This is a genomic window from Vibrio sp. 10N.222.51.C5 (genome assembly GCF_041474575.1).
GTDB classification, from domain to species: domain Bacteria; phylum Pseudomonadota; class Gammaproteobacteria; order Enterobacterales; family Vibrionaceae; genus Vibrio; species Vibrio crassostreae_C.
This window is the reverse complement of the sequence record NZ_JBFRUJ010000015.1, coordinates 215129-236696: the sequence shown is the minus strand read 5'-3', so window position 1 is coordinate 236696 and position 21568 is coordinate 215129. Positions and strand designations below refer to the sequence as shown.

Annotated in this window: 21 protein-coding genes; 7 read left to right on the top strand and 14 right to left on the bottom strand. The window is 44.1% G+C overall.

Annotated features, from left to right (window positions below):
* The first annotated feature begins 22 nt into the window (after window positions 1–22).
* On the top strand, window positions 23–571 hold the full coding sequence (locus AB4558_RS06265) for a type II secretion system protein (protein ID WP_372158369.1): 549 nt from the start codon (window positions 23–25) through the stop codon (window positions 569–571).
* Between the two features lie 11 nt (window positions 572–582).
* On the opposite strand, the gene AB4558_RS06260 is transcribed toward AB4558_RS06265, so the two are convergent.
* Window positions 583–1038: an Lrp/AsnC family transcriptional regulator gene (locus AB4558_RS06260; RefSeq protein WP_012604166.1), complete on the bottom strand. Its 456-nt coding sequence runs from the start codon at window positions 1036–1038 to the stop codon at window positions 583–585.
* Window positions 1039–1180: 142 nt separating this feature from the next.
* Here AB4558_RS06260 and AB4558_RS06255 point away from each other — a divergent pair, with 142 nt between their 5' ends.
* The gene (locus tag AB4558_RS06255) at window positions 1181–2992 is read left to right on the top strand and encodes a PLP-dependent transferase (protein WP_372073983.1); all 1812 of its coding nucleotides are present in this window, start codon (window positions 1181–1183) and stop codon (window positions 2990–2992) included.
* 151 nt (window positions 2993–3143) lie between these two features.
* Here the strand turns inward: AB4558_RS06255 and AB4558_RS06250 are convergent, their stop codons facing one another.
* Together AB4558_RS06250 and accD are read right to left on the bottom strand one after the other, a co-directional pair.
* A complete protein-coding gene (locus AB4558_RS06250) occupies window positions 3144–3386 on the bottom strand; it encodes a hypothetical protein (protein ID WP_048611711.1) in 243 nt (80 codons plus the stop codon).
* Between the two features lie 234 nt (window positions 3387–3620).
* Complete coding sequence (gene accD / locus AB4558_RS06245; RefSeq protein WP_372073984.1) at window positions 3621–4487, bottom strand: acetyl-CoA carboxylase, carboxyltransferase subunit beta; 867 nt, start codon at window positions 4485–4487, stop codon at window positions 3621–3623.
* A 137-nt stretch (window positions 4488–4624) separates the two neighbouring features.
* Here accD and AB4558_RS06240 point away from each other — a divergent pair, with 137 nt between their 5' ends.
* From AB4558_RS06240 to AB4558_RS06230, 3 genes are all read left to right on the top strand, one after another.
* Window positions 4625–5521 (top strand): LysR family transcriptional regulator, encoded by an 897-nt coding sequence (locus tag AB4558_RS06240; protein WP_372074108.1) that lies wholly within the window; start codon window positions 4625–4627, stop codon window positions 5519–5521.
* Between the two features lie 273 nt (window positions 5522–5794).
* Window positions 5795–6844: an HlyD family secretion protein gene (locus AB4558_RS06235; RefSeq protein WP_102428604.1), complete on the top strand. Its 1050-nt coding sequence runs from the start codon at window positions 5795–5797 to the stop codon at window positions 6842–6844.
* Window positions 6845–6856: 12 nt separating this feature from the next.
* The gene (locus AB4558_RS06230; protein ID WP_372073986.1) at window positions 6857–7879 is read left to right on the top strand and encodes a DUF2955 domain-containing protein; all 1023 of its coding nucleotides are present in this window, start codon (window positions 6857–6859) and stop codon (window positions 7877–7879) included.
* Here AB4558_RS06230 and AB4558_RS06225 read toward each other — a convergent pair.
* Window positions 7876–8760: a LysR family transcriptional regulator gene (locus AB4558_RS06225; RefSeq protein WP_372073988.1), complete on the bottom strand. Its 885-nt coding sequence runs from the start codon at window positions 8758–8760 to the stop codon at window positions 7876–7878. The genes AB4558_RS06230 and AB4558_RS06225 overlap by 4 nt on opposite strands.
* 164 nt (window positions 8761–8924) lie before the next feature.
* On the opposite strand from AB4558_RS06225, the gene AB4558_RS06220 reads away from it, so the two are divergent.
* Together AB4558_RS06220 and AB4558_RS06215 are read left to right on the top strand one after the other, a co-directional pair.
* Entirely contained in the window at window positions 8925–9425 is a 501-nt protein-coding gene (locus tag AB4558_RS06220) for a nuclear transport factor 2 family protein (RefSeq protein WP_017068568.1), read from the top strand.
* A 197-nt stretch (window positions 9426–9622) separates the two neighbouring features.
* Window positions 9623–10369 (top strand): nuclear transport factor 2 family protein, encoded by a 747-nt coding sequence (locus AB4558_RS06215; RefSeq protein WP_372073990.1) that lies wholly within the window; start codon window positions 9623–9625, stop codon window positions 10367–10369.
* Between the two features lie 158 nt (window positions 10370–10527).
* On the opposite strand, the gene AB4558_RS06210 is transcribed toward AB4558_RS06215, so the two are convergent.
* The 10 genes from AB4558_RS06210 to AB4558_RS06165 form a co-directional block, all read right to left on the bottom strand.
* A complete protein-coding gene (locus AB4558_RS06210; RefSeq protein WP_372073992.1) occupies window positions 10528–11949 on the bottom strand; it encodes a hypothetical protein in 1422 nt (473 codons plus the stop codon).
* A gap of 96 nt (window positions 11950–12045) precedes the next feature.
* Complete coding sequence (locus AB4558_RS06205) at window positions 12046–12603, bottom strand: GGDEF domain-containing protein (protein ID WP_372158357.1); 558 nt, start codon at window positions 12601–12603, stop codon at window positions 12046–12048.
* Between the two features lie 321 nt (window positions 12604–12924).
* A complete protein-coding gene (locus AB4558_RS06200) occupies window positions 12925–13302 on the bottom strand; it encodes a hypothetical protein (RefSeq protein WP_244916968.1) in 378 nt (125 codons plus the stop codon).
* Between the two features lie 249 nt (window positions 13303–13551).
* Window positions 13552–14721, bottom strand: coding sequence for an MFS transporter (locus AB4558_RS06195; protein ID WP_102333225.1), 1170 nt, complete (start codon window positions 14719–14721; stop codon window positions 13552–13554).
* A 128-nt stretch (window positions 14722–14849) separates the two neighbouring features.
* A complete protein-coding gene (locus AB4558_RS06190; RefSeq protein ID WP_102333226.1) occupies window positions 14850–15758 on the bottom strand; it encodes a LysR family transcriptional regulator in 909 nt (302 codons plus the stop codon).
* A 200-nt stretch (window positions 15759–15958) separates the two neighbouring features.
* Window positions 15959–16138, bottom strand: coding sequence for a hypothetical protein (locus tag AB4558_RS06185; protein WP_017059095.1), 180 nt, complete (start codon window positions 16136–16138; stop codon window positions 15959–15961).
* A 63-nt stretch (window positions 16139–16201) separates the two neighbouring features.
* Window positions 16202–16927 carry a metallophosphoesterase gene (locus AB4558_RS06180; RefSeq protein ID WP_372073996.1) on the bottom strand — a complete coding sequence of 242 codons (726 nt, stop codon included), beginning with the start codon at window positions 16925–16927 and terminating at the stop codon, window positions 16202–16204.
* A 79-nt stretch (window positions 16928–17006) separates the two neighbouring features.
* The gene (locus AB4558_RS06175) at window positions 17007–17501 is read right to left on the bottom strand and encodes a YcxB family protein (protein ID WP_372115178.1); all 495 of its coding nucleotides are present in this window, start codon (window positions 17499–17501) and stop codon (window positions 17007–17009) included.
* A gap of 467 nt (window positions 17502–17968) precedes the next feature.
* Entirely contained in the window at window positions 17969–19963 is a 1995-nt protein-coding gene (locus tag AB4558_RS06170) for a choice-of-anchor X domain-containing protein (RefSeq protein ID WP_050645342.1), read from the bottom strand.
* A 12-nt stretch (window positions 19964–19975) separates the two neighbouring features.
* Window positions 19976–21493 (bottom strand): esterase/lipase family protein, encoded by a 1518-nt coding sequence (locus tag AB4558_RS06165; RefSeq protein WP_372158352.1) that lies wholly within the window; start codon window positions 21491–21493, stop codon window positions 19976–19978.
* Between the last annotated feature and the right edge of the window lie 75 nt (window positions 21494–21568).

Here is a 21568-nt window from a genome sequence, read left to right as displayed (position 1 = left end):
AAGCCGCGATGAACCTTTTTTTATCTACAACCAGTTCGGGAACCGTATGTCCCGTGTCGACGAGGCAAAATTTCTAATCGGCCAACTGAATACTGTTTTGGATGCCGCTGAGCAATATTCTCGTGATAATGGCTATCTGCCTCCTATTGCTTCCGATACCGATACGAACTTCGGCTACTTAAACATCAATCACTTAATTGCAAATCCGGGCTTATCCACATGGAAAGGGCCGTACCTACCTTATGAAGATACATGGATAGGTGGCGATCAGTACATCGACCACCCAGATTACATAGCAACGCAATTACTGCTTAAGGAAAAGGATAGTCTTTGGATAAGAGGAAGCTCCGAGACAGGTTGCGAATCGTCATCATCCACTTGCTCTGTTGCAGCTTGTATCTGGTGGGTACCAACAAAAGTCGCACAAGAAATTAATCAGATTGTGGACGGCAGTTCGAGCATAGAAAGCTCAGATGCGACAGGAAATATACGTTACGAAAAAGCTTTTGGTGGCGCACTTGTCTGTATGATTGGAGATGACTATCCAATGCCTTCTGCACAGTTCAACTAAGTCGTTTCTAATTATCTCACTGGCAACTTGGTCTTAGTTTTTACTTGACCAAAGGCGAAGCTCGATTCTATAGAAGCGATATTGGGTAGGCGAGTTAATTGCTTACGGATGAACTGCTCGTAGCTTTTGAGTGATTCACTGACTACATGCAATAGGTAGTCGTGATTGCCCGTCATTAGAAAGCACTCTAACACCTCGTCAATCACTTCGATGTGCTGTTCAAAGTCTCGCATGTTCTCTTCTGTCGGCTTTTCAAGTTTCACCAACACAAACACATTCACAGGTAAGCCACATGCTTCTTGGTCGACACTGGCGTGATAGCCGCGAATAATCCCCTGTTTCTCTAATGCTCGAACTCGACGTAAGCAAGGAGAGGGCGACAGCGCCACTCGATCGGCCAACTCTTGATTGGTGAGCCGAGCGTTGCTTTGCAGTTCAGCCAGTATTTTCTTGTCGATCTCGTCCATTGGCATATTCCATCAATATTGAGTTTAGTTTGGCAATATTATTGCTCAAAGTGTATGTCTTACTTCGCAAATAGCAATTTTTAACATCAGTACAAAACTAAAATTAAAGGAGGAACAACAAGCATGGAATGACTTAGGAATTATGAATACTTCAACTCAACTTAGCCCGCTGCGTAAAACCACCAAACACGAACAAGCAGAAGCCCTTGCGATTGAGCAAGCAAAGCACTTTGGTATCGATCCAAACAGTGATTACGGCGTCACGCTTATCGAACTGGCGACGACGCTGTACAAAGCCAATACCAAGACTCACGACCTTTGGGCATTGACCGTTGATGGACTTTCAGAACTCGACAAGAGTGACCGAATCGCCTGGTTTAACGCCAAACGTTTCCTGTCATTCCAGATCGCTAAGATCCTCGATAACCTGCAAAACCCGATGCGTGCCACTTACCAATCCATTGCCACCAATAATGGCAACTTTGCGTCTAAAGGCGCGTATCCTATCTTCGATAATGTGGCGGCTATCTTCTCGGCAAGCCCGGTTATTACGCGCACTGCGACCTATTTATTTGCCTGTACAGAATGGATTGAAGATGCGTTCAACGGTAAAGAACCGCTGCACGATATTTATTCTCGACTGCTTAACCCAACCTCGATTTCACTGGCTAACCATATGGTTGATATTGAGGCAGGCTCTAGAGCCAACGAATACCTCGCATGGAACTTTAATTCGGGTATGGCGGCCATTGATGGATTGTTGAGCCATTTACTTGGACATGAAGACATAGTCTTGGCTTCACGTAATATCTATGGCGGTTCTTACCAGTTGTTGGAAGATTGGTTTGGGAAACCGTCTAACCTAAATGTCGCGGTAGAGTGGGTGGATGGTTACTCCGGTGATGAGTTTGCGACGCGCCTTGATGAGGTTGCTGATAAATACGCAGATCGCATCGCTGCAGGTAAGAAAATCTACGTTTACCTAGAGTCACCGTGTAACCCGCATGGATACGTGTTGGATGTTGCTAGCATCAGTAAAGCTGGTCACTCTCGTGGTTGGGATGTGATTGTTGACTCAACAGTGGGTACACCATTGTTGCACCCAGTACTAAAACGTGACGATGTGATGGAAAGACCAGATTATGTGATTCACTCCTACACCAAAGAACTGGCGGGTTCTGGCACCACAACCGCTGGAGTTGTGATTGGCCGCAACGAGACCATGTTTATTCCAAAAGGAGAGGAGGTCACTTTCACCAAGTCCAACGGCGATGAGGTCACCATTCCATGGAACGAAACGCTGTTTTGGAATGTGTACTACATTAAGGGCGCATTCCTAGACGCAGACAAAGCGTTTGAAGTGCTCAATGGTATGAAAACGTATGAGATGCGAGTGGTGCAAAAAACGATTAATACACTGACTCTCGCGAAGATCTTTGATGCTCACCCTGACATCAACGTATCGTGTCCTGCTTTGCCAGACAGTGACAACTATGAACACTGCCAGAACAACATGTACTTGGGTTTGCCAGCGGCGCTTTTCACAATCGATATGGAAGGTAACGGCGATCGTGCGCCAATCAATCGAGATGGATTCAAACAGTTCTTCGACATGCTTGAGCCAGCAATCGGCATGCAAGTGAGCTTAGGGCAAACCAACACCGTGGCGCTGTGCCCAGCCCTGACTACGCATTCAGAACTCAGTGATGAAGCGCTTAATGAAACAGGCATCAAACCGACCACAATGCGTATCTCTATCGGCTTGGAAGATCCTAGAATGTTCATCGCTCATATTGTCGAGGCCGCTAAATTGTCTATCGACCGCAACCACGTAGATTTCTCATCCAGCTTCCCGAGTAGTGACAATATCGATGAAATCTATATGCAAACTTATATGGATGTACACCAGAGGTTTGTGAAAAGCTTGCCGAAGTTCAGTGAGCTGAGTCAGTAACTTAGGTCGGTAACTTAGCTCAGTAAGAAAAGTTAACAAGATTAGTCAGTTAAAAGGCCGTCAATAAAAAAGCACCCTGCTGACTCAGTAGTCGGTAGGGTGCTTTCTTGATATAGAACCTAGTGACCATATTGGTTTACCAAGTCACTTACTATTTTGGCTGGTGGCCTGTCTTTTTCGCAAGCTCTTGCATAGCCTCGGCAAACGTAGTTGTTCCGCCTTTCGCTTTAACCTGAACCACCTTATATCCTTGGCTTTCCAGCGCTTGGCGCTCTTCTAAAACGGCTTTGTCATCTGGCTGACTGCCTTGCACAGGCTGATGAATGTAACACCCTTCTAATTGACCATCTTCGACCAGTTGGTGATGTTTCAGTGCATTGATATCAAAATTCATAGTAAGTCTTTTCGCTTTAAATGGAGAGTCTCTGCGGCAAAGGCCGCGAGTCTTTATAATTTTATGGTTTGTACAATAGGCATTTTAACCATAAGAAGCTAGTTCAAATTCAGTAATCTAATGGAATGTAACTGGGTACGGGTATGTTCAGCGATAAAGAATGTTCTCCCCCTCGCTCGTTAATCTAAAGAGATCGTTGTTGGTCATTTGAGGGGGAGCTAGAGGGGGAGGTTTTTAATGATCAACTTGAATCTGAGTGTTGGTCATCATTGCGATTAGCTTGGCCACTCGGGCGCGCATCTCACGTCTATCAACAATCATGTCTAAAGCACCATGCTCGAGTAGGAACTCACTCTGCTGAAAATCGTCAGGTAATTTTTCACGTACTGTTTGTTCTATCACCCTGCGACCGGCAAAACCAATTCGCGCTTTAGGTTCACCTATATTGATGTCACCGAGCATAGCTATACTTGCCGAGACTCCACCAAAGGTTTGGTCGGTTAACACGGATATATAAGGGAGCTTTGCATCGGATAGTCGCTTTAACGCAGCACTGGTTTTGGCCATCTGCATTAATGCCATTAGCGATTCTTGCATGCGAGCTCCACCACAAGCCGAAAAACAGACTAATCCACAATTAGCCTCAATGGCTGAGTTAACCGCGTCAACAAAGCGAGCCCCAACAACGCTACTCATTGAACCTGCCATAAAAGAAAATTCGAAAGCACACGCCACTACCGGAAGTCCCAAAAGTTCTCCTTTTGCAGCGACTAGGGCATCTTTTTCGCCCGTGCTTTTTTGAGCAAGTGCGATACGTTCTTTGTAGCGTTTCTGATCCTTAAAATTGAGTAAGTCTTGTGGTTCATGTTGGCTACCAATTTCAGTCATCACTCCTTTATCCAAGAAGCTGTCTAAACGACAGCGTGCTGTCATCCTCATGTGATGATCACACTTTGGGCAGACCTCCAGGTTTTCTCTAAGGGCTAATCGGTATAAGACTTGATCACACGCAGAGCACTTGGTCCATACCCCTTCAGGAATAGAAGCTTTACGGGTACTTATTATATTCTTCTTATCTAATAGCTTTTCTAACCAACTCATTGGAAACCTTATCCAGTTCACTTTAATGATGAGCATTGTATAAGCCTGTTTTTGGTAATAAAGTGCTTAAAATTGGCTTTATAATCCTATTTGGTGGGATTGTTGGTGTCGGCGGATTATTGATATGGATGAGGTTAATGGGAATGCTTGAGAAGATTGACCAACAATGGCTAAAAAGTTTTCACTGTGTTTATGAGAACAATAGCTTTAAAAGAGCGGCGGAGTTTTTGTGTTTACCGACCTCAAATGTAAGTCGTCACATTGCTTTATTAGAAGAGCGGTTAGATGCTCGATTGTTCGATAGAACGACGCGCCGTATAGCCCCGACAGAAGCAGGCGAGCATCTTTATTTACGTACTCAGCCTTTATTGGACAAGCTTAACGAAGCGCTTACGGAGGTAACGCAGCACTCACGTCATGTGGTGGGGCAGCTCAATGTTCTAATGCCTGATTCACAGGAACTCGCTCAAGCCGTTGTTTCATTCTGCACCAAATACCCATCTATTTCATTGTGTTGCGATACAAGCATCAGCCCTAAAGAGGACTTGCTCGATGGATTTGACGTTATTCTGAGTTTTCATCGAGGGAAACTTGAGGATAACAATTGGATAGCGAAAGAGATTAAACGTTGGTCTAGCGTTGTTGTGGCTTCCCCCAAACTTCTTCGCACATCTTCCAAGCCTTTTAAGATTACGGATTTGAAACATGTACCGTGTATTAATAGCTTTACCGCACTAAACGGAACGCCATGGGTATTTAAGAACGAAACAAGTGAGGTGATTACTCAAAGAGTAAAATCTGCGTTTAAAGTGAATAGTGGACAACTTGCTAAAGCTGGCGCATTGGTTGGTTTGGGCTTTGCGATACTTCCTAAAGAACTCTGTCGTCACGAGATCGAGACAGGCGAACTAGAGATCATAGAACTTGAATATCAACCTGAAGATTTAGTTCTATACGCTTTTTATGCATCAAGAAAGCACATAGCGAAAAAGGTTCCGGCTTTCATTGAGCACTTACAGGATCAAGGGAAGTAACTTGGGTTTGTGTGTGAGGTTCCACTGTTAAACTCCTCTTAAGCTCACCTTGATTCAGTCTTCTAACGTTTCAATACACCCTTATCTGACCTTTTCGCTCAACCATCGAGCGAAATCGGTACAAATCATAAACCTTTCCAAATGTGGAATCCACACTTCTTTTATTGGCTCTATTTTCCAATTGTGAATGGTTATAACCTAGTTTTCGTAGAAAAGAGGATTGAATAAGCCGTGAGCGCGGCGCTTTATAACGAATGAAAACTAGGCACAAACATGAACGAAAATTTTTATAGATACGCAATTTACACTGTTTTTTCAGCGGCAGCATTGTTCTCCGCTTTTTTAGTCACCTCAGATAATGTTTCCCCTTTCACCACTCAAGCGACTTTGTATCGTAACGTGGCGACCATTGCGCCAGAAGTGTCCGGCGTAATTACCGACGTCATGGTTAGTAATGGCGAGTTGGTTGAAAAAGGTCAACCATTATTTGCTATCGATGCCAGTAGCTACCAATTGAAAGTGGCACAAGCGCAAGCCGAACTGCATCAAGCGCGTGATTCTGACTCAGCGAAATGGCAGCAATTAGCAGCAGCGAAACAAACACAAAGCCAACGAGAATTCGAATATCACAACGCGAAACAGAAACTCGCACGTAACCAAAAACTGCGTAACAAAGGGCTTGCGACTGAACAAGATCTTGATGATGCAATCACCAATACACAAGTTGCGAGTAGTGCGGTTGAAGCTGCGAACGCGGAAGTGAAACGCATTGAGGTTGAGTTATCGACCCAAGACCGCACAGCGGCCATTGAATTAGCAGAAGCAAAACTTGCCAGTGCGGAACTGGATTTAGGCCACACTCAAGTCGTCGCGCAAACGGAAGGTGTCGTGACCAACTTACAATTGCAATCGGGCAGTTATATCACTCAAGGCACTTCATCATTGCTGCTGGTGGACGAAGCTCATGCGTGGATCAGTGCAGACTTCAATGAGAAAGGCATTGATAAGCTTACTAATGGCCGCGAAGTTTTGGTCTCTTTTGATGCGCTACCGGGCAAAGTCTTTACGGGTGAAGTGAGTAGCCAAGAGCGTGCGATTTACGACACCAATAATGCCAATGGCAAGCTGTCTAGCGTGACTAATGATACGCGTTGGATCCGTGAGCAACAGAAAGTACGTACCCGCATTACAGTTAACGAACTGGATCCTTCGATGATCTCAGGTTCACGAGCGAGTGTGATTGTTGAAAGCGGTAACCCAATAATGCACGTTATTGGCTCGGCTTGGATTCACTTGGTTTCAACATTTCGCTACATCTATTAGTAGGAGATGACTATGTGGACATTCGAAAACACCGCACAGGGTCATTCTCAACGTAATGAAGCGCTGCGTGTCGCACTTACTGTGACGATTTGTATGGTGTTGGGAAAGCTACTAAACCTAGACTCTCCCGTTTATCTGGCGTTGTATCCAACCATCATCATGACCAAGAATAAAGATTACTCTTGGCTTGGTCTGATCCGTACCTTGGCACCCACTTTATTGGCAGCAAGTACAGCGTTGGTGGTGACTGAGGTATTTTCACAGCATCCGTTTGTGGTGTGGACCATCAGCCTGTTCTTCTTCGACTTTATGCGCCGTCGAGCCACTACGCCAGCGAAGAAAGGTAAAATGTTGATGCCAACCTTCAACTGGATTTTGATTGTGGTGTTTGCTCAGCATACCACCATGGATATGCCGATGCGTATTCATGAAATTTTGGTATCCATGTTGATTACCATGGTAGTAGCAAAAACCATGGTGGCTCTGTTCCCTGTTGAGCAAGGAAACAAGCCTCCTGTATTTAAAGAACAGCCTGTCACATTTGAGAGCAGAGCAATTTCACTCGCGTTGATTGGTCTTGGTTTGGCATTCTTGATGATTGTCGACATTATCTCTGCAACGTTCTGCATGGTGCCAGTGATTGCTGCTGCAACCCAAACCACACACAAAAGCTTTATCGACGTGGTTGACCGCCGTTTTCAAACTCAAGTGGGCGGCTGTGCATTCGCCGTGGTGTTCACCTTGTTGATGGCAGGGCATCAATCTACATTCGGTTACTACACCATAGTGTTGGGTTTATTTGCCTTTATGATCACCGCATCAATGGCCAAAGCGAAAGGTTCAGCCAGAGACATTCATGCCGATGCGTTATTGGCGACTATGCTGCCGATTCAGTTGTACATGACCAGTAGCAATTTAGGGTTGGAAAGTACCTTCCTACGCGCTTGGGAGCTGACTGTGACTTTGTTTGTGCTGTGGGCTTTGTGTCATTTTGTTCGTAAGCCTAATGGTGAAGAGCCGGCACTCGTTCGCTAATAATCAAATCCGGCCAACCGATTATGGTCTGATTTGATTGCGCCTTTCATAAAATTAAAAAATGCTTTTACTTTGGCTGAATCTTCTAAATCTTTATGAGTCATCATCCATAGGTCTGTATTTTGGTGCATCACTTCCATATCTACTCTTTGCAGAGTTCCCTTACTGTTACCTAAAAAGCAGGGTAAGTAGGCTAACCCCATCTGATTTTCAGCCGCGATGATCAGGGGCTCAAAAGAGTCGGCTTTCATGACAATTTTGTCTTCCGAAATCAGTTCAGAAACCTGTAGCGAAGCACTGCCTCTATGCATCATTAACCAAGATGCAGACTTTAAGGGGTGCTTACTCTTAAGGCCATTTATATATTCTGGCGATCCGTAAACACCAAAGGCAATTTTACTTAACTTGGTCCCAACTAAATGGGCTGGCAACTCATTTGCCGGGCGAATCGCGATATCTGCATCTAGGTGTGAAATATCCAATTGACGAGATGTGAGGCTGAGTTCTAACTGAATTTTTGGATAAAGCCGATGAAAAGCAGCCAAATGAGTACCCAGAATGAGGCGAGATAACGCATCGGTCGTCGTTATTCTTAGCGTACCTTCTAGCTTCAATTCCCGTCCAAAAACCTTGTGTTCCAATTCTCTTACTGTGGATTCGATAGCGAGAGCTGACTCCAGAAGCTTTTGTCCTTCAACCGTTAGTTTGTATCCGGTAGGAAGTTTGTGGAAAATTCGTAATTTGTGACGATACTCAAAGGTGTCAATACGACGTAAAACGGTGCTGTGGTTTACACCAAGTGCTCTTGCCGCGGCCGACAGGGATCCTTCATTCGCCACTGTTAGAACATATTGTAGGTCATCCCATCTTATGTTGTGCATTTGCGCATATCCAACGTGTTCAATTAGTGAGTTTACCAAAAATTTAGCACAGCTATAGTTATCTCAACAAGGCAACAAACAGAACTGAAGTTCAAAGCATGCACTGATGGCACTTTTAATCTCCCACGCATTGAGCTTCAAAATTGACAATCAGGAGAAAGAAAATGTTAAAGAAAAATCTACTTATCGGTCTAGCGAGTCTTCTGGCTTTCTTTCAATTCACTCCAGCCTTTGCAGATGAAACAAAAGCAGTCGATTCAGCAAAGACACTAGAAACGGCTCAAGCATTCTTATGGGCGGCAGGCTCAGGTGATATGGCAAAACTCGAGTCATTAATGGCCGATGATTTTGTCTGGCACAACGAAGGTGACGCCGACATCCCTTGGATCGGTAACTGGGAGTCAAAAGAAAAAGTGCTCAACACTTTCTTTCCTCTATTTGGCGCAGGTTTGAAAGTCACAAGCTGGTCAACAGACTATAGTTTTGTAAACGGCGACCAAGCAGTATTCATGGGCAGCATGAGTGCCATTGCGAATGAATCTGGTGTAGACACGGGTAAATTCAGCTGGGCGGTTCGAGTTCAGGTTGAAGATGGCAAAGTGAAGAGTTGGAACTGGTTTGAGGATAGCTACGCAGTATCTAAAGCTTATCACGCCAAACAGTAACCACAGTGACCAATTAGGTTGTAAAAGCTCGATATTCTACAGAGGTATATCGAGCTTAACTTGGTTTTGAATAGCGACGCGAAGAGCCTATTCAACAATCCGACAGTTAAAAGGACACCTGAGACAATCTAGTTCTGAGTTTCAGTGTACGAGCCAAATAACGTACTTTGGCACTATTAAGTTTGGAGAAACTATTTATGAGCAATAAGCTAGCGAATGCGACTAATCTGTATATGGAAGGTATCCGAGATGGTCATGCATTAGAGGCGGTAACGAAGTACACCGGTCAACGTTATACTCAACATAGCACTGGGGTACGCAACGGTATTGATGGTTTTGTTGAGTTCTTCGAACCGTTCTTAAAACGCTGCCCTGTTAGAGACATAAAGATCATACGCTCAATCGTCGATGGCCAATTCGTGTTTGTTCAAGCATTCCAAGATATTAATAATGGCGAATATAAGTGGGTGACTACGGATCTATTCGATACCGATAATGACGATAAAATTATTGAACATTGGGATGTGATCTCTGCCTTCGAAGATCAACCGACGGAAGGGGAAGGTCGGCTGCAAGGGCCAATCAATCACACTGACCTAGATAAAACAGAAGAGAATAAAAACCTTATCCGTGATTTTTTATGTGATGTCATGGTACTAGGGCAGAAAGACAAGCTATCAAAATACCTCCAGCACGAGGAGCTAGCCGTTTATCAAGCCTCAGATGTGAGCCCTTTAGATAGCTATATTGGTGGCTATGACCATGTGTTTAAGATTGTCGGTCAAGGTAACTTCGTAGCAGCTTACAGCCGAGTTATTGAGCATGGTCTCGAGGTTGCGCGTTTTGATCTTTTCCGAGTTGAGGGCGGTCAAATTAAAGAGATATGGGTAAACCAAGAGCCCGTGCCACCAAAAGCAGAATGGGTAAACGGCGGGAAGTTCTAGAGTCGCTTTAAGGGTATGGCTCGGTTAACGGCTTATGAGTGGTGAGTGTCAAAGACCTTCACTTACCGCCAAAATAGTTAAGCGAATACGCCGCACACATTGGCGTATTCGCTATCGGTTCTTCAATGAGTTTGGCTCTTTGAATTCGCCCCAAACAGCTAATTTAACGAACTTAGATAGTCGACTAACGCTTGTTGATCCTGAGTATTTCGCAAGCCTGAGAACCCCATATATGTGCCTGGAATCAGAGTTTTAGGTGATGCAATAAATTGCTTTAGCAAGGGTTCCGTCCAAACCTTATGGCTGCCAGAAAAATCGAGGATGGCTTTAGAGTAGTTGTTATAGCTGTCATCTGAAGCCACTTTACGACCAACAATTGAATTCAAATTGGGAGCAGTGGTCGAGCTGTCTGAATGACACAAGCTACATTGTGAGTAAAGCTGGCGACCTTGCTCTACACTATTTTTCGGTAAGTTTTGATCGCCAACTGCGGTATATTTGTTGCGAATACTGAGTAGAGATTGAGACTGTTCATCTGTTAATGATGCTCGTACTTTGAGCATGGCCATCGCTTGGCTCCAGGTCATGCTGGCTTCAACCTTTCCGACCTCACGACCATATCTGAGTACATTTTCGGTCTCAATCGATTGACCATTTTGTGCGACTTCTAAGTTGCGCATTAGCTTTCCGCGTTGCTCGATAAAACGATTAAACTCATCAATATTGCTTTTGGCAGCCTGTTCCAATACCTTTCGTTGATCTGCAGTGAGCAATGACATTACCTCTTTAGATACTTGGCCTCGTTTAACCCCGTGATTAGAAGCCATTCTTAAGCTTACAAAACCAAAGTGCTGGCTAGGTTTTCCCACTACCTCGAAGTCATTAAACGCTTCACTACCTGTAGACCAGCTTAAGAAGCGAGCGGCGAGGTTGGTTAGCTCTTTTTTGTCATTTTTATTGAGTTTAATCTTTGGCTTAGAGTTACCTTTTGCTAGCTCTTGACCTTTTCCGTTGAGGTGAGCATGTCGAATAGCGTCGAGCTGCTGGTTCTGTTCTTCCGTTAAAGTTTGGATAATCTTGCCAAAGGCTTCAGCGATTATTTCGCCGAGTTGGGCTTCATGCTGACCATAGCGCTGCCCAAGTTCGAGGAATTCTTTTTCCGAGATGCTCTCTCCGATTAATAACCCTTCTAATGCTCTGTTCATGGCAAATCGACTTTTTGCAACTTGCTCAAAAGGAGCTTTTTGTTGTTCAAGCAACGCTAGCAAAGTGTTTCGTTGCTGAGAGTCGAGGACAGATAAAGTTTGCTTGGCAACTTGGCTTCGAGAAAGGCTATGTCCACTTGCCACGCGCAAGCCAACAAAACCAAAATAGTTAGCCATACGACCAACAGACATATAGTCATTATTAGATGAGCTTCCCGTTAGCCAAGACAATGTTCTTGAAGCGATTGCATCGGTAAGCGCTTTTTCATCGACTTGCTCCCGAGTGATATCACGAATCATGTCGCTATCTTTTGCCATCACTACGGACGACGACGCCAATAATGCTATCGCTAAAACAAACCGAAAAATGCGCATCCTTGCTAACCTTACTTGTTGTGTGTGTTTAACTTCTTGAATCTTAGCCAACATGTTTGGTGATGGAAGAATATTTACACTGTTTTACAACTCGCCTTAACGCTCAACAATGCAATCGCGCCCTTGAGATTTTGCGTCGTAGAGGGCGTTATCCGCTCTTTTAATTAATGAATTCCAGTCATCGTTTATGAGAGCTTGAGTCACTCCAATGCTGACAGTATACGTGCCAGAAGAGAGCTCTTGATTGGAGTTGTGTTTTGCGTGGTTTCTTATTCTTTCAGCTATCTGCATTGCTTGAACTTTATTCGCTCTAGGTAACATGACAACAAACTCTTCTCCACCATAGCGAAAACAGAAATCGCTTGTGCGGCATGTATCTTCAAGAATTTTACCAAAGTGCTTAATCACATCATCTCCCTTGTCATGACCATAGGTATCATTAATTTTTTTGAAGTGATCTAGGTCGGCCATCAGTACAGAAATGTCACTCTCTCGGCCTGGTTGAACAAGCTTGGGTATCAGTTCTGCTAGGCCTCTACGGTTATAAAGGCCGGTTTGTTCATCAGTGATCGATGAACGATAGGTCTGCTTCAACAAACGATCAGTTAAGATCCAAAACACTGAAAATGCGAGGCTAACAATTGTGATTGTCATGATAACGAAAGACAATTTATGAATATCTGATATCAGGTAATAGTTCGAGTTCGTTCCTTTGGTATGAGCAAGTACGCCCCGAATTGCCATATAGAGAATGTTGATGAACAGGGTCAGGTTCAACAGGCACTTTGCTTCTCTGTTATCGTGCTTTTCCCCTGAATTGTTTGCACAGAGGGCTAAGATACAGATTGTCACAACGAGAATACTTCGAGCCTCGATCCTAGAAGTAACAGAAGGCGCAATTATGGCGCTATAAAGGAAGAAGCTAATGCCAAGGTGCGAGTTGTTCCAGAGCCCGACCTTGGCTTTGTTATACTTTTATTTTAGATTCTCTAAACCCGATGTATCGACGCCTTTTAAGGTGTCTTTTGCTACTTCATCTAAATCTGTCGTTGTCGATTTTTGAGGATAACCAGCAGCGGCACCTTTACCGATCGCTGTTGCTTCTGCTTGTAGTTTTTTCCCCTCAGATTCACCCGCGATCCAGCCTTGCTTGTAGTCACTGTCTGATTCAAAACGCTTTCCATCTTTTATGTAGTTTTCGAAGCTATTGCCGCTTTCTTGCATGCCGCTATGCCTACCGTCATGAAAACCTTGTATGTAAGAGGTGTTGTGACCACTCTCAATCAAAGCACTATCACTTGTTCCGCATCCGGACAAAAGAAAAACCAATAAGATTAAAAACAGTTTATTCATACTCAAAGCCTCGGAACTCAGTCGTCTAAATGATACGAATAGACCAAGATCATCTCGCAAAGGCATAACAGCGCTCTAGGCGGGAAAGCTTGTTTGAGAATCATGATATTCAAAACTTGAGAGAGTAGAGTTACTACTGCCTTATTAGATCTAGAACGATAGCAAATCACTGGGTGGTAATTTGCTATCAATTACAGAGTGAATATCCGTTGTGCATATTGGTAAGTTCAAGAATTAAGACGAGGTGACTTATTGCTTATTTGAACGGTTAACGATAAAACTCAATATCACGACTGCAATACTAAAGCCCACAACACCAATCCAACCCGCACGTTCAAATACCTGAATTCCCACAAATGAACCAAACGCACCACCGAGATAGTAGCCAAGCATATAGATTCCGTTGATACGACTTTGAGCTTGTGGGTCAATTGAGAATACGCGTACTTGGTTCGATACTTGAGCGCTAAATACCCCAAGGTCGATGAGAATGATGCCGACGATCAATCCAGCCAATGTGTCAGCGAAAAGCCCCGATATAATAAAACCAGCAGTAATAATAACTAACGCCATACTGATCATGTTTCGAGAGCCAAACTTGCTCACCAGTGACCCTGAAACTTTTGCTCCAATGACTCCAGCAAGAGCAATAACACCAAACATTCCTGCCTGTTGTGCATTGTAGTTAAACGGAGATTCACTGACATGCAGAGCTAACGTCGCCCACAGCGCATTGAACGAAGCAAACCAAAGCGCGCCAGTTAAAGCGGAAGTACGCAGTGTCGCATGCTGCTTGATTAACGTGGCCATGCTCGCAACCAGTTTAAGGTAAGGTATTTTCGTTGTCGGCGTGTTCGTCGGTAAAAAGGCATACAGCAACACACCAAAGACCATCGCAATAATTGCTGACATCATAAATACCGCGCGCCACCCAAACTGCTCACCGATGAACCCACTGAGTGTACGCGAAAGCAAGATGCCCACAGTTAGGCCTGTCATTAATGTGCCAATGACTTTTCCTTTCGTTTCTGGAGTACTTAGTGACGCTGCAAATGGAATCAGCTGCTGAGTGATGTTGGCACTCAAACCAATCGCAAAACACGCAACAACCAGAGCCACTAAGCTAGATGCAGTAAACGCGACAAAAGATGACAACACCAACATGACAGACAAGATCGCTATTAGGCGTCTGCGGGGTAACGTGTCTCCTAAGGGCGATAAGAATAGCAATGCCACGGCATAACCAATCTGACCGGCAGCTGGCACTGCGCCTAGCTGTTCGCTTGTTAACCCTAGCTCTGCGCCGATCTTAGGTAAGATGGGTTGGTTATAATAAAGGTTTGCAGCAGTTGCCGAGACTGCGCTCGACATCAGTAATAAACGTCCTGTGCTCAACACTTCTGTAGTCAATTTTGACATGGTGACACCTTAACTTTGGTTCATCGTTTTAATGAATGATTTCGATGAGCTAAGTCTAAGGTTAGCGATTGAATAACAAAAATAACCATTTGATTTAAATTCTATACGAATATGGTATAGATAACTTTCTAAGCCATGTTTTGTTGAATCGCCTCAATTTCACTCTGTACGACAGCAACAAAGACACTGGCTGTAGGGGATAGAGTATGCGAATGGTGTGTCATCACTAATGGCATTTGTACGTCCACAGATTCAAGATTAACAAATACACATCCCTCACTGCGTAAATCACGAATTGCATGCGGTGCGATAGATACACCTAAGCCAGAAGAGACTTGGGTTAACACGGTTTGCATGTTGTTGGGTTGTTTTTTTATATTTGGAGAGAATCCAGATAGGTCACATTGAGTAATGATGGAGTCAAATAATCCTACCGCTTGTTCACGTTCAAATAAGATGAAAGGGTCTTGCTGCAGTTGTTTCATTTGAATGGTGGAGTATTTAGCCAACTCGTGGGTGACGGGCAAAACAGCAACAAGCTTATCTGTATAAATCGTCACCGAGGTGTAATCATCAACAAGCAGGTTCGGCAGTGGGCGAGAGAAGCTAATATCGATCTCTCGTTTGTCCAGAGCTTCGATCTGTTCAGAAGCCGTCATCTCAACAAGATCAACATCAATATTGGGGTTTTCAGCAATATACTGTCGAACTAAACGAGGCAAAAAGCTCAGAGTTGCGCCTCCAAGATAACCAATAGTTAAAGTACCAATACAACCAGAAGAAGCTCGAATCGCGGACTGTTTTGCTTGTTCCGTTTGTTCGATGAGTCTAATCGCATCTTTAAGTAAGTGCTGCCCTGCGGCGCTAATGACGACTTCGCGAGATGTACGGAAAAATAGGCTCACTCCAAGTTCGTGTTCAAGGCTTGTGATATGGCGGCTAATGGCAGGTTGAACGGTATTTAACTCTTTTGCAGCTTTTGAAAAACTGCAATGTGTCGCGACAGCCACAAAGCTTTTTAGTACTTTGATTTCCATATAGCCTCAATATAAACCTAGGTGATAAAAAAGCGCTAACTTGCGCCTATATTGCTTTTATTATCAATCACCAAGACCTTGCTAGCAAACCTTAGGGTAATAACGTTTGCAAGGCTCTGGTCACTTGTGAGAGTGGGGCGATAATCCTACGTATTCAGCTTTCAAGCTTTCTGTTTTCTAGATAATTCTTTTTCAAACTTTTAGTTTTCGAGCTCTTCGTTTTCGAGATTGCGCCGAACTAAATCGTGCATTTGTTTTACAGTCATCAGTGCTAACCAGGTAATTTCTTCTACTGAACGTTGACCCGTTGTGGAAGTTGGGTTGTGGGCTTCAATCACAGATTGATAAATTGAATCGCCGCAAGCCTCTTCTATTGGCATAGCTCTATATAGTTTGGTTTATTTGAAAGCTAATCTATGAGGTTTAAGACAGTAAGATAGGGTTCAAAAATAGACAGCTTGGTAGTTGATGGAATCAGTACAGAACGAGATTCGACTTAATCCTATCTTCTCGCTGCGATTGTATTCATTGATCGAGTGGTCAAAGCCATAGGCTGTCGACGGGGCCATATATTGAGTTATGCCTTGCTGTGTCGCTGTTATTTCATCATGGCCATGACCGCAGAACACGTCACGAACGCGATATTTTCGAAGCACTTTCATCACATCAGTATCGTTCTCTAGGCGGATCGCTTTCATCCAATCTGCACCGACTTGAATGACAGGGTGGTGAACAACCACGATAGGATCATTGGCCTTTCTCAATTGTTGTTTTAGCTGAGCCATGCCGCGGTTATCAATACGCCCTGAACCAAGTGGGTGGCGGCTGTCTAGCGGCTTGAAGCTTGAGTCTAGGAACACAAACTCTCGTTCACCGATGGTGGCTTTGTCGGTGACATAAATCGTCGAGCCTTTTAGCTCTGTGCGCATTAAGCGAGAGTCATCATGATTACCCGCAATCACGTAAATGGATTGGTCGCTAATGTGTTGCCTAATGAATGCCTCTAATCGAACGTAGTCGCCATACTTTGGGTTACAACAAATATCACCAGTCAGAAAGATGGTCTTGCATGCCGTGTCTTTGTTGACGTATTCCAGTGCTCTGCGCAGGTTCTCATAGCTGGATTCATCGGAAAGGTGGCAATCACTGATTTGGTACACGGTATTCATTGTTATTGTCCGGTAATTCGATACGTAGAATTAAAAGTGATAGAAAAATGCCTGCTAAATCAGCAGGTATTTATTGGTGTTATTTCGCTTTTGATGCGGCGTGGTGTTCAATCATGAAGGCAATAGCTTCATCGTTTAAACAAGATTTACTCACATATTGGCGCTGTTTACCGATATGCAGGATAAAACCAAGATCGGTCTGCTCAAGTTGGTCGATGTCACTCCACGCGATGGTGTTGGTCGCTTTGTGGTTTTTGTAACTTACTCCGTTAGCGTCACCTTGAAAGACGATTTTGCTGCCTGCGCCTGAGCTGATTTTTTGTCGCCATAACCACCAGGTTCTTTTGCAGTACACACTGAATGCTTCAATCACACTCAAAACAATAAAGAACCAGCCAACATAGCCGTTAGGTAATAGTTCAAATTCCAGTAGAACCACACCAAAAATAAGAAACAGTATTCCTTTTAAGTAGGCTTTTGGAAATTGAGTCGTAAGGCTAGTTTGATCATAACACTCCGCGAAAAACGTCTTGTCGAGTTTGTATTCTGTAGTGAAACCGGGTTCTTTAGACATGTGAGGCTACTTTATGGTTCTCTGTGAATGGGCTGTCAGTGGGCAGGTGTCCCACGCTGCAATTTTGCAACTTGATTATTGTATCGCTTCTCACTGTTTTTATTTAGATATTTTGGCTCTGTTTTGTAAATCGATGATACTTAACGGGTCTATTCTAACTTTAGCTATCAGACTAGTGTAGGGGCATCTTTAAAGTCACCTAAAAAATTGGTGATGGGATGGATAGATCTGTGGAGTCACCCGGTTGTTGGGACTACTGGCCTTTTTGGATAAAACTTCGATCTCATTTTGTTGGTTGATGGAGTCTATAGTGATTAGCGTGCTTTATCACTACTGTTGAGGGGCTGGCATAGTCTGCTCTAACAGAATAAACATATGAAGCTTGCAAAGTTCATCACTGTTCACTCTGAGAGGCCATGCCCAAAGCGATACCTTGGGCATGGCCTTATTCTATTTCAGTTTTAGGATCAGTACTCGATGAATAATGACACCTGCTTAACGTTAATGAAGAAACTTCTTTCATAGGGAGAAGAGGTAAGAGCAATATCTAGTTTGTTCAACCCAGACACTCTCTTCTCATTTAATGCTTCTAATAGTTTAGAGTTGGTAAACCTAAGCGTTTGACCGGCTTCTACGTTGTTGAATGTAGTGAGTGGATTACTCCATGCTGCACATATTGTAAAAGACTCACAGAACGTGTCGTAATCCAGTGTGTTTGGAGACCAAGTTTGATTAACGATATGCGCAGTTACATTGTTGAATGGAAATTGAAGAGTTGAATCTCCGAAATCAACAATAAGCGTTGCCTGTTTAATTTTCCCTCGAACCTCACTTAAGTCAAAACTCGCTAGTGTTTCGTAGTCGTATGGGATTGAAGCCCCCGCTCTCAAGTAACCACCGACACGATGTTGCGTGACTTGTGTTGCCGGGGTTGCTTGCCAGTTTTCTCTTTCCAAACCGAATAGGTTAGAGGGGAGGGTCACATTCACTGGCGGACTGAAATCAGAGGCTTGGTATGGTGGAGTTTGACCGAGAACTCCTTGTCGATAGGAGTCAACGCCACTGTAGATTAGCAGTGCGTTCAGTTCATAAGGACCATCGGCTTGCTTAAACGTGTCACCAGGAACGGTAAACTTGATGGTGTTTTCGCCAGCCTCAAGCGGTTCTTGGAAACTCACTAGCTCTAAATACTCTCCGGCTGCACCAACGATATTTACCGAACCTGTGTAAGTTCCACTGCGCGTAACATGGATAGGAAACTCAAAACTAAGCGAATCAATGTAGGTTCCATCTTGCGACATAGTCGGTGTGGTGACTAAACTCCCCGTGACTTCAATCGGTTCGCGGCAACGCTCAAAAGATGCTAAATCAATAAATTCTTCAAACTGAATTCGAGGGGCTGAAATTCGTATGTCATCTTGAGTGATTGCGTAGATGATCGTCGGGTTGGAGGTCAAAGTAGACGCTGAATCAAACGCGCCAAAAATATCTTCAGTTGAGTACTGTAGAGTGACGATTTGCTTCGCAGGTTTGAGTTGCAGACGTTTGCTTGTGTTGAGCTCGTCAATTCCATCGGTGAGGTAACCATGAATGGCAAAATCCCCCGCGGATTTAACATCAAGTTCCAAGCGCTGCTCTAAGGCAATAACACAGCCTTCAGAGGAAAACAGTGGAGCGAGTGAGAGGCTGACAAATTCAATGTCAGAGGGTAGTACGTGGATTTTTTTACTTGTCTGGCGAGTGATAGTTGTTCCATATTCTTCAAAAGACGTTATGCCTTCAATTAGATAATCCCCTTCAGCGGGTGGAACGAAAATATTGCTGTAGACACCATCTTTAGCAATAGCATCGAAATTGACACCCTCATCTTTAAGCGTCAGGCGTGTTTTTATTCCAGCTTCATCAATGATCACTGCGCTGGTTTGGGCACCTGTGATTGGATTCCCTTTGTTTGTCAGTAATGCAGAAACGGGAACTGGTTCACCGACCACAAATTGGTTTGCAGCTATCGCCATGCCAAACGCAATAGGGGATTGGATCGCAACCTGAGCAATAATTACTGTGTTGTAACTTGGGTTTGGAAAATCAACGACGATCTTCCATTCGCCAGGTTCAGGGTTAGTTACTTCAGGCAAAAATAAATAGCTGCCCGGTAGCGGCGGACTTTGTGTGTCACCTGAAAGTATGTTCGCTTGCACATCATTGGATGATGTTGCGACTTGCCCGTTAGGCTTGACTAAATATACGGTTGCATCATCCAACGGCACGATGATTTCTGCTTTTAGGGCTTCCGCTTTGTCGATGGTAAATAGCATTGTGACTTCGTTATCGTTACTAGTCACTGGTTGAGATAGTGTCGTGCTTGTACTCATCCCAACGGGTATTGCATTACTGGCGATAGCCGGTGTGATGAAGGTACAGAAAAGACTGAACACCATCACTAATTGCTTGATGAATTTCATTGTGGCCACTCCTTAGCGCATTGAAATAATTTGTTGTAGAAAACGTTCAACGTTTTGTCCCGTTTTCATTGTTGAGTGGTTAGCCAATACGTTACCCAATGCATTGGTATAACTTGGGTTAGCGCTTGCCAAGGTCACAACAACATCATTTTCTTGCGGTACTGTTTGAATGGCTTGGTAACTGACTATGGTGATTGGATGAGCTTGTGGTCCATGCACACTTGGCATTGTGACCGATTGAGTTTGAGTATCGAGGTAGGCCGCAGAACTAAAGCTTCTTAGCGCCTGCCAAGCGGTAACGCCTGCCCAACGCGATCCCCACGGGAATAGGCCAACGATATCAGGATCTTTCTCAATAACACCGTCTTGGTTGAGATCGGCATTTGCCCCAATAGAAAATGTATTTGCAATATTGCCGCGAGTACGCATTTGGATCGCGTTTGATGCTGTATCCGTTGTTAGATCACGGATACCAGGCATTTTAGGACCCGCAAACGGAATATTTGGGAGTTGCATGTACTTGCCAGCGTAATTATTTGGATCGGTACTGACGTTACTGTAGATATCGGCGTAGTGGTCCATTTTTATCACCGACAAATCTGCTGCGACGCTACCAAGGTGAGGTGTGGAGAAAGTAGAAAGGGAGGTTATCTCAAAGGAAGGGCTAAGTGCTTTGAGGTTTTGGGTATCTAGCCCGCCTTTACTGTGTGCAATGACGTGAACTTTGTCGGATTTCAACTCATCGAGAAAACCCTGAATTTTGTTGTTCAAGATATTAGCGTTAGTCGCTGTGGTTCCATTTTTGTCAGCAGAGAAACGAGTATAACGAATGCCATAGTCATCAAGTGTAGAAAGCACGCCTGGAGCCGTATCATCATCCCAAGTGTCTGATTGTGCAGCAATGCCATGAGCAAGAATCACAGGAATGGCAACATCAAACTCGATTGAGACCCAATCGACAGACATACACCAGTTGTCTCCCGTATTGCCAGTATCAATATCGACGCGAATCTCATTGTTTTGGCCGAACTTGATATCACTGATATCGACTTGAAGGTTAGTATCCGTCCAACGGTTATCAGCGCCTTGCAGCGTACCTAAAGACTTTCCGTTAAAAGATACGATATCTATTTCTGGAGCAATATTACTGACGTTGGCATTGGAGTCTATGTCGAAGACCGGCATGCTAATCCTTGCGTTAGAACCGAGAACGCCTTTTTGCTGCATATCGCCCAGTTTACTTGGGGCAATTCTCCCGTCACTTTGTAAAACGTTGGGGCTGACAACCATAGGAACAGGTAAAGAGATAAGTAGAGGTCCGCCAGAAGCATAGGTACAACCGGTATCCAGACCAGGACCAGAATTGACAACATAAACGCCGAGTACTTCTTGCGGTGGGGCTATCCCAGAGCTTTGTGAACGCATCGAGAAATTACGCAATTCGTGTGAATCAGGTATATCTTCGGCACTCGCGAAACTCGGAGAAAGTAACAAAACACTGAGCGTGGCGCTCGGAATGTATAGTTTCATTTGTTTACCTTTGAGTATAGGTTATCCAAGAATTTGGTTGAAGAAAGCTCTATCTGTAGTTGTAAGGTAAAGGCT

What these genes read in the sequence shown, in the direction of transcription:
- AB4558_RS06225 (WP_372073988.1), bottom strand. Translation starts at nt 8,760, where the DNA reads ATGCACAACATAAGATGGGATGACCTACAATATGTTCTAACAGTGGCG.
- AB4558_RS06190 (WP_102333226.1), bottom strand. Translation starts at nt 15,758, where the DNA reads ATGGAAATCAAAGTACTAAAAAGCTTTGTGGCTGTCGCGACACATTGC.
- AB4558_RS06195 (WP_102333225.1), bottom strand. Translation starts at nt 14,721, where the DNA reads ATGTCAAAATTGACTACAGAAGTGTTGAGCACAGGACGTTTATTACTG.
- AB4558_RS06185 (WP_017059095.1), bottom strand. Translation starts at nt 16,138, where the DNA reads ATGCCAATAGAAGAGGCTTGCGGCGATTCAATTTATCAATCTGTGATT.
- AB4558_RS06210 (WP_372073992.1), bottom strand. Translation starts at nt 11,949, where the DNA reads ATGCGCATTTTTCGGTTTGTTTTAGCGATAGCATTATTGGCGTCGTCG.
- AB4558_RS06170 (WP_050645342.1), bottom strand. Translation starts at nt 19,963, where the DNA reads ATGAAATTCATCAAGCAATTAGTGATGGTGTTCAGTCTTTTCTGTACC.
- accD (WP_372073984.1), bottom strand. Translation starts at nt 4,487, where the DNA reads ATGAGTTGGTTAGAAAAGCTATTAGATAAGAAGAATATAATAAGTACC.
- AB4558_RS06250 (WP_048611711.1), bottom strand. Translation starts at nt 3,386, where the DNA reads ATGAATTTTGATATCAATGCACTGAAACATCACCAACTGGTCGAAGAT.
- AB4558_RS06240 (WP_372074108.1), top strand. Translation starts at nt 4,625, where the DNA reads ATGGGAATGCTTGAGAAGATTGACCAACAATGGCTAAAAAGTTTTCAC.
- AB4558_RS06235 (WP_102428604.1), top strand. Translation starts at nt 5,795, where the DNA reads ATGAACGAAAATTTTTATAGATACGCAATTTACACTGTTTTTTCAGCG.
- AB4558_RS06205 (WP_372158357.1), bottom strand. Translation starts at nt 12,603, where the DNA reads ATGACAATCACAATTGTTAGCCTCGCATTTTCAGTGTTTTGGATCTTA.
- AB4558_RS06215 (WP_372073990.1), top strand. Translation starts at nt 9,623, where the DNA reads ATGAGCAATAAGCTAGCGAATGCGACTAATCTGTATATGGAAGGTATC.
- AB4558_RS06180 (WP_372073996.1), bottom strand. Translation starts at nt 16,927, where the DNA reads ATGAATACCGTGTACCAAATCAGTGATTGCCACCTTTCCGATGAATCC.
- AB4558_RS06175 (WP_372115178.1), bottom strand. Translation starts at nt 17,501, where the DNA reads ATGTCTAAAGAACCCGGTTTCACTACAGAATACAAACTCGACAAGACG.
- AB4558_RS06260 (WP_012604166.1), bottom strand. Translation starts at nt 1,038, where the DNA reads ATGGACGAGATCGACAAGAAAATACTGGCTGAACTGCAAAGCAACGCT.
- AB4558_RS06220 (WP_017068568.1), top strand. Translation starts at nt 8,925, where the DNA reads ATGTTAAAGAAAAATCTACTTATCGGTCTAGCGAGTCTTCTGGCTTTC.
- AB4558_RS06255 (WP_372073983.1), top strand. Translation starts at nt 1,181, where the DNA reads ATGAATACTTCAACTCAACTTAGCCCGCTGCGTAAAACCACCAAACAC.
- AB4558_RS06230 (WP_372073986.1), top strand. Translation starts at nt 6,857, where the DNA reads ATGTGGACATTCGAAAACACCGCACAGGGTCATTCTCAACGTAATGAA.
- AB4558_RS06165 (WP_372158352.1), bottom strand. Translation starts at nt 21,493, where the DNA reads ATGAAACTATACATTCCGAGCGCCACGCTCAGTGTTTTGTTACTTTCT.
- AB4558_RS06200 (WP_244916968.1), bottom strand. Translation starts at nt 13,302, where the DNA reads ATGAATAAACTGTTTTTAATCTTATTGGTTTTTCTTTTGTCCGGATGC.